This is a genomic window from Roseateles sp. (assembly GCF_052436255.1).
In the GTDB taxonomy this organism is placed as follows: Bacteria; Pseudomonadota; Gammaproteobacteria; order Burkholderiales; family Burkholderiaceae_C; genus Pelomonas.
This window is the reverse complement of sequence record NZ_JBQVNP010000197.1, coordinates 1-7255: the sequence shown is the minus strand read 5'-3', so window position 1 is coordinate 7255 and position 7255 is coordinate 1. Positions and strand designations below refer to the sequence as shown.

Below are 7255 nucleotides of genomic sequence, written 5' to 3'. Positions count from 1 at the left end.
GCAGCACCAGAGACTGGTCGCCCATCGAGGTGGTCACCCTCAACCCAGAGCGCGACGAGGTGGTCAGCAGCGCGGCCACCGCTCCACATACTCAGCTCAAAGCTGCTTGAATCAGGCGACAACTATCTTGACGCGCGCCGGATCCCTACTAACTGTTATACGCCCATAAGCCGTTGATTCTTATGCAATTTTTCTGACTAACTAGTTCCGCACCCATGGTTCGTGATGTTGCAGATTAGCGACGTCGGCTGGCTCAGGTCCGCCCTGCGGGCGCAGGCTGACTACAACGCAACCCGATCTGCTTGCACCGGAATGCTCCTGCAGCGGAGCCGCTTCACCTTAAAGCTTCGGCTTCCGCCTGGGCATCACTGCGAACCAGCGCTTTGCGAGGGTGAGCGGCTTCGGCGAGCCCGCCATTGGACCTGCTACTGCCCTTGGCTCGGAAGCTTTGAACTCAAGCACTTGGTTTCGTGTGAGGCCGGTCCCGAAAACGCGGGCCGCCTTCTCCGCTAACTCGGTGGGGATGGGGACGAATTTGCCGGGGGCGACTCGAACTCTCTTCATGCCTGAGACTCCAAAGTTGGGGCTCTGCCAAACCCGGGCACCCTTGAAAATGCTGGATCAAAGACACCCCGCTTGAGCCGCTGGTCTTCCTCCATCAGCCGCTCAAAGTCCGCGCTGCCGAACTCTCGGCCTACGGCGGGCATGCGATCCCACAGCTGATCCTCTAGCTCGCAATCCAACCGCCGACGGCGCATCACCCGAAAGATGCGATTGACCCTGGCACGCTGCTTTCTGACCGACGTCATCCGAACTCCTTTAGGCTAATTGGCGGCCTTGCATCCTTTCCACTCCGGCCCCGTGGACCTTGCCTCAGGCCACTGCTGGTCGAATCAACTCAGCAGATCGCCGGCTCAGAACAATCAGTTCAAAAGGATGCCGCCCAGGCAGCATCTAGAACCCGCTGGAGTCTCCCTCGTTCCATGGCCTCCCTTGGCGTCACGCCGTCCAGCATGCCGCAAGGCGTTTCAAGGAACCCGAGGATGTCCCAACCGTGTGTTGTGCCGAGAGCTCTCGCGATATCTGGGATCGCGTCCCACATAGCCGGTTCGAATTGCCAACGAGGCAAGCGCGAGGCTTTGTGTGGCAATTCAAGCGCAATTACCCGCCCGTCGCGGATCCACGACCGGAGGGTCGCAACTCTCACCGCCACCAATCGCGCCGCCTCCGGTATAGAAAGCATGTCCGTAGCACCAGCCCGCTCGTCTCGAGCTTCTGAAGAGGCATTGAACAAGGCCTTGGTGGAGATCGAGCTAGCATACCCACGGGAGCTGCTGATGCCGGTTGCTAGACCCGCGGATGATCTGGTGGAGCCAGACCTCAGCCGCAAGACGAGCTCCCTGGTTGCCGGCACTGTGTTCTCGGAACGCATGCCAAGGTCAAAGTGTTGGCCAGCTTTGTCAACAAGCAGGATCCAGCGGCCGGCATCCGAGGTGCACTCCCAGACCCCCCGGACGTCACGAGAACACCACTGACCGGTAGACGAAAGCCAAGCCGGAAGCATACAAACAACTCCTCGCACGCGCGCGGGGTCAACGCCGCTCAACAGGCCCAGAAGGTCTTGGTCCGATGCGATGCACAGCGTCTGCAGGACGCCGAGCGCCGGCTCCTCGTCATCGACCACCTCCAACGAGAGCAGAAACCAGGGTGCGTTCAGCGCCAGTTCAACAATCCGCCATTGCCTAGCAGCCGGATGTTCAAGACCTGCCGGTAGGGCGCGCTCGTACTGCGGACGGGAAACGAACATAGATGCAAGATGGTCGGCACTGGAACACCAGCTGCTGAGGTATAGATAACCCAAGGCATTCTGACGGACATCTTCCGCGTGATCCAACCGCTGTCGATCACAAGCGCGCCCGTGTGTGGAAAAAAATGCGCTTACCGAATACGGCTAGACATGCGCTAGGGTCCGGCCCGGAAACAATCATGGCCAAGACTCTGCACACCCGCCACAACGAAGTCTTCCTGGAGAAGCTTCAGCTTGCACGTCTAGGCAAGCGCATGCGCCAGGCTGACCTGGCTGACCGCCTGGGGCGCGATCAAGCTCTCGTAAGCAAGGTTGAAAGCGGCGAACGCAGGCTCGATGTCATCGAGCTGCGTGAATGGCTGCTTGCGCTCGAAATCGACTTCATCAAGTTCATCAGTGAGCTGCATGCCGAGCTTGGTCCGCACGGCGCGTCTCAGCTGCGCGTACTGCGAAGAAAGGCATCTCAGCGGCCGCCATCTTGAGGGAAACGATGTTGTTATGAGTTATCTATAACGTGGCGTAGATAGCTCGGTTCTTGGACCCTTTGGCGGATGCCCGTCCGCCCCAAGAACGCTCCCAAGCCTGGCCGCCCCAAGGGTTACAGCAGCCTCGACGAAGGCGTTGCCAGGGCTTTCGGTCGTGCGGCGAAGGCGCGTCGTCTTCAAGCTGGAATGTCTCAAGAAGCGCTGGCCCTTGAAACTGGAATTGAGCGCTCGTACATCAGCCGCCTCGAACGTGGGCTCAGCCAGCCTTCACTCCTCGCGCTACTCAAGCTCGCGAGAGGCCTGAGCTGCGAGTCCTCGGAACTCGTCGGTCCGGTAGAGAAGATTTTCAAGCGACGTCGATAGCATCACCGTGTAGCGCCAGCCGTGCGTCGAGAGGAGATAAGCGTCCGCCGAATCCACCTTGACGGCGACAGTTGCGGCGCGGTGCAGATTCCCACCTGCCGCCGATCAAGCAGCCGTCCGCCGTCCTGAAACCCTTACTGCAATAGGTCCGCCGGGTCGACGCCAAGCTGAACTGACGGCGTGCTGCGGGTCAGCAGCGATGCGCTGCCAATAGACAGGCCGCTAACATTCTTCAAAACGAGCCATGAGCTCGAGAACTAGCTTCAGGGACGGCGATTGAACCAACGGCAACTTGATTTGCCAGGGATGCTGGTTGAGGCCGGCATCACCGAGGTCGAATGCACAGAAGAAGAGGCATCCAACGCGCTCAAGCGCGGGGAGCTTCACGTGCATATGAATGGCGCCGTTCCAGCGGCGACGATCCGGGAGATCCTCGCTGATGAAGGCACTTCGCTGCCGCACGGCTTTTGTTTCCAGCGCGACATGGTCCGGCTGGCGCCTTGCCGCTCCCTGGCGGAGTACCTGACGCCATGGCAGGTCCTGCGCTTGTTCCCAAAGAAGCGAGCCAACCTCGATCGGCTGACGCTTGCGGTCTTCGGCAGTCTGGCCGAGAACCAGGTGGCCTTCGTAGAACTGCGCAGCAGTGTGCTGTACCTCGCGACGCTGCAGGGGTGTTCGCCAGCCCACGCCCTTGAGCGTCTCATTGAATCGACCGGGGAAGCGGCGCGCCGCCACGGCATCCGCCGCGGCCTGATCTTGACCGTCACCCGTGGCGACTACGGCGCTGTCGGGCTTGCCACGCTCCTGCAGGCCTTCGAAGAACTTGGCCGGCCGAAGGACGTAGTGGGACTTGACTTGGCCGGCGACGAGGAAATGTCGTACGCCGCCGAGCTGCCATCCATGTTCCGCGACGCCAAGGACCACCTCGGACTGGGCATCACGATCCACGCCGGCGAGACCGGCCGTGCAGAGAACGTGCGATCCGCCGTCGAGCTGTTCCATGCCGATCGCATTGGTCATGGAACTGCCGCAGGCAAGGACCCGGATCTCATGGATCTGCTGGCCGAGCGGCGCATCTGCGTGGAGGTCTGCCCGATCAGCAATCGGCTCACGGGCGCGGTGCCGCCCAACGAAGCTCATCCGCTTCAAGAGTTCCGGCGCCACGGCGTGCCCTTTGTCATCTGCTCGGACAACCCGGCGATCCACCAGCGTGGCCTGGCCGACGACCAGACCGCGGCGATGGCCGAGGGTCTGTCGATCTGCGACATGCAGCAGCAGTACGAGATCGCCAAACACTATTCATTCATGGAGGGACTGATTTGAAGATCCGGTTCATGTCCAGCAATCCGCACAAGGTTGCAGAGGTCGAGCGCATCCTCGCCCCGGCGGGGGTCGACATCATTGCGGTGCCACAGAAGATCCAGGAACTGCAGACTGAAGATGTCAACGCCTTGGTCAAAGACAAGCTGATCAAGGCCTTTGGGTCTATCGGCCGCCCGCTGTTCGTCGAGCACACAGGCCTTTACCTGAGCGGCCTCAACGGGCTGCCCGCTGGCCTGACCCAAATCTTTTGGGATCAGTTGAAGGCTGACCGCTTCGCCAGCCTGGTGGCGGGACTGGGTGATGCCAAGGTCACCGCCAAGACCGTGCTCGGCTACTGCGACGGGTACAGGATGCACCTGTTCGAGGGTGCAATCGAAGGAACGGTGCCTCCAGTGCCCGCCGGCCCCGCCGACTTTCAGTGGGACTGCGTCTTCACCCCGAACGGCTTCAGCCAAACCTTCGCCGAGATGGGAGCCGCCAAGGACGACATCTCCATGCGCCGCATCGCGCTGGACAAGTTCGCCGATCACCTCAAGAACACGAAAGGTACGAAATGAAGGACGAGCTGATTGAGGCGCACAGCAGCGGACGGCTGATGTTGTTCGTGGGCGCCGGCGTGTCGGCGAACCTCGGGCTGCCAAATTGGAACGAGCTGATCGGGCGCATCGCGGAAGAGCTGGATTACGACCCAAAGATCTTCGCCACATACGGTACGCCGCTGGCGCTCGCCGAGTTCTATAAAAAGAAGATGGGTGGCCTGGGGGCGTTGCGTAGCTGGATGGATCGCGCCTGGCACAACGCCGGGACGGACATCACCAAGTCGGAAATCCACCGCCTGATCGTCCACGGCAACTTTCCCAAGATCTACACCACCAACTACGACCGTTGGCTGGAGTTCGCCCATGACTCGTACGGCGTGAAGTACGACAAGATCAAGAGCGTCGCAGACTTGGTGAGGCTCATCGAGGGACGCCGCCAGATCATCAAGCTGCACGGAGACTTCGACCTGGAGGACTCCATCGTTCTGGACGAGACCAGTTACTTCAAGCGTCTGGATTTCGATACGCCGCTGGACATCAAGCTGCGCGCAGATGTGCTCGGGAGCTCGGTGCTCTTCATTGGATACAGCCTGAACGACATCAACATCCGGCTCTTGTTCTATCGGCTGACGGAGATTTGGGGCAGCTCCAGCTTGGCGACTGCCAGGCCGAAGTCCTATGTCTTCACGCATCGTCCGAACCCAGTGGCCAAGGAAGTGCTCAGCCATTGGGGCATCGAGATGATCGTTTCCGAGGACGACGACCCCGGGAAGGCGCTCACTAGCTTCCTGCAACAACTGGTGGGTGAGGCTAATCGAGCATGACATCGCCCACTGACAGCGGCGCCGTCGACCCGCCGGACATGCCAGCACCCGCGGCACGCAAAACGGGCGGCACAGCGGCTGCCAAACCCGACGACAGCTTGATCAGCTGGTTCAAGTCATTCAAGTACTTCGCACTGCTCACTGGAATCTTCACGGCCATCTGGGCGCTATTCCCGTCTTTTTACTTGAGGGGGTATCTCGGGAAATTCGGGATTCCGGTGTCAACCTTCCCGGTCGATTCGATCGACGTGCCCGTCGCGCTGCATCACGTGCTGATGTCGCTACTGGTGAACTTCTTTGCGGTCCTTCCTAGCCACAAGGGCTACCTCGTCACCGGCGGCTTGGTGTCGCTAGGTTGCTTCTTTGGGTTTTGGTTCTACGCTCGAAAGCATCAAGGCAAGCGCCCTCTGCTGATGACGCCAAAGTGGCGGCCGAGCCCGGCAGTCGTCGGGCTTGGGGCCGCTGCGTGGCTTGCCATGGTCCTGTACCTGGTGCCGCGGGCAATACTTGCGCTGTTGGCGAGCCTCCTCTTCCTGCCCTATATCGCCGAGTACGCCGGGAACAAGGATGCGGAGAGGGAAATGGCACGAGGGGCAGGCTGCGTGTCTGACCCTGCATATCGCCCGGTCGAATGCGTGTCCATCAGGTACGAGGAGAAGGGCTTGGACGGCAAGGAGCACGTCGAGCAGATCGACGGTCTTGTCGTCATCGGCAATACAAAGCTGATGGCCATCCTGACACTCGATGGCGAGACTCGCCTGGTGCCTGCAGGCTTCATCCGACTGAGTTCACGTCAATCAAAGTCCGGCGTCCCTTGAGCCAACGCGCCGACTGAACCGCCCCGGCTTTGAACTGACCCCCAGAAGTTGGACGGCTGGAAGCTAGCAGCTCGATGCCTGAGTTCGGTACTGGACCGGGCTCAGGCCATTGAGTTTGAGCTTGATGCGTTGATGGTTGTAGTAGTGAATGTAGCGGCGCAGGCCTGTCTTCAGCTCTGAGATGTCAGCGAATTTGTTGAGGTAGAAGAACTCGGACTTGAGCGTGCCGAAGAAGCTCTCCATAGCGGCGTTGTCCAGGCAATTGCCTTTGCGCGACATGCTTTGCGTCAGCCCGTGAGCGCTGAGTTGTTTACGGTAGTCAGGCATCTGATAGTGCCATCCCTGATCGGAGTGCAGTAGTGGCGCGGCGCTGCGTCCCTTCAGCTTCGAGAGCGCCTTCTTGAGCATGTTCCCTACGAGGGAGTACAGGGGGCGCTCCTGCATCTCGAAGGTCACGATCTCGCCGTTGTAGAGGTCCATGACAGGCGACAGGTAAAGCTTTGCGCCGCGGACATTGAATTCGGTCACGTCAGTCACCCATTTCTCGTTCGGCCGCGCTGCGTCGAACTGGCGATCGAGCACGTTCGGCGATGACGCGGACTCGCCCCGGTAGGAGCGGTATTTCTTCGGCCGAACCAGCGACTTCAGACCGAGGCCGTTCATCAGCCGCTGCACGGTCTTGTGATTCACGGCCTGGCCGGTCTGACGTAGCTCGGCGGTGATGCGCCGATAGCCGTAGCGGCCCTTGTGGCGCTCATAGACGGCCTTGATGCTTGACTTCAAGCCCGCGTACTTGTCACTGGTCTCCAAGACCTTGGCTTGGTAGTAGAACGTGCTGCGCGACAAGCCCGCAGCGGTCAGCAGCACTGGCAACGGGTAGTCTGGCCTCAGCTCGAGAACGGCTTGCGCTCTTTCTGCGCGGCTTGCCGATTGGCTCGAACCAAGGCCTCCAAATTTTTTAGGTAGGCCACCTCCGCGCGCAGACGTTCAACCTCGTCACGCAACTCACGGTTCGAGCTGCCGCCGTCCGTCTGGGGTGGCTCTGGATTCGGCTTATCTGCCTTCATAGGATGCGCTGGTCTTTTGCCTTCCAGCG

6 protein-coding genes and 1 pseudogene are annotated in these 7255 nt (G+C 60.4%); 6 read left to right on the top strand and 1 reads right to left on the bottom strand.

Going from position 1 to position 7255, the window contains the following annotated elements; genetic code table 11:
- Positions 1–1986: 1986 nt before the first annotated feature.
- The 6 genes from ACT6S0_RS25265 to ACT6S0_RS25240 all read left to right on the top strand — a co-directional run bounded on the left by ACT6S0_RS25265 (position 1987) and on the right by ACT6S0_RS25240 (position 6159).
- A complete protein-coding gene (locus ACT6S0_RS25265; protein ID WP_444759995.1) occupies positions 1987–2289 on the top strand; it encodes a helix-turn-helix domain-containing protein in 303 nt (100 codons plus the stop codon).
- Between the two features lie 69 nt (positions 2290–2358).
- Positions 2359–2655, top strand: a complete 297-nt coding sequence (locus tag ACT6S0_RS25260; protein WP_444759994.1) for a helix-turn-helix domain-containing protein — start codon at positions 2359–2361, stop codon at positions 2653–2655.
- A 276-nt stretch (positions 2656–2931) separates the two neighbouring features.
- Entirely contained in the window at positions 2932–3978 is a 1047-nt protein-coding gene (locus tag ACT6S0_RS25255; RefSeq protein WP_444759993.1) for an adenosine deaminase family protein, read from the top strand.
- Positions 3975–4535 (top strand): non-canonical purine NTP pyrophosphatase, encoded by a 561-nt coding sequence (locus ACT6S0_RS25250; RefSeq protein WP_444759992.1) that lies wholly within the window; start codon positions 3975–3977, stop codon positions 4533–4535. The genes ACT6S0_RS25255 and ACT6S0_RS25250 overlap by 4 nt, the downstream gene beginning before the upstream one ends.
- A complete protein-coding gene (locus tag ACT6S0_RS25245; RefSeq protein WP_444759991.1) occupies positions 4532–5341 on the top strand; it encodes an SIR2 family protein in 810 nt (269 codons plus the stop codon). Before ACT6S0_RS25250 ends, ACT6S0_RS25245 begins: the two co-directional genes overlap by 4 nt.
- Complete coding sequence (locus ACT6S0_RS25240; protein ID WP_444759990.1) at positions 5338–6159, top strand: hypothetical protein; 822 nt, start codon at positions 5338–5340, stop codon at positions 6157–6159. The genes ACT6S0_RS25245 and ACT6S0_RS25240 overlap by 4 nt, the downstream gene beginning before the upstream one ends.
- Before the next feature lie 63 nt (positions 6160–6222).
- Here the strand turns inward: ACT6S0_RS25240 and ACT6S0_RS25235 are convergent.
- Positions 6223–7255 (bottom strand): annotated as a pseudogene (locus ACT6S0_RS25235) (IS3 family transposase); the annotation flags it as partial.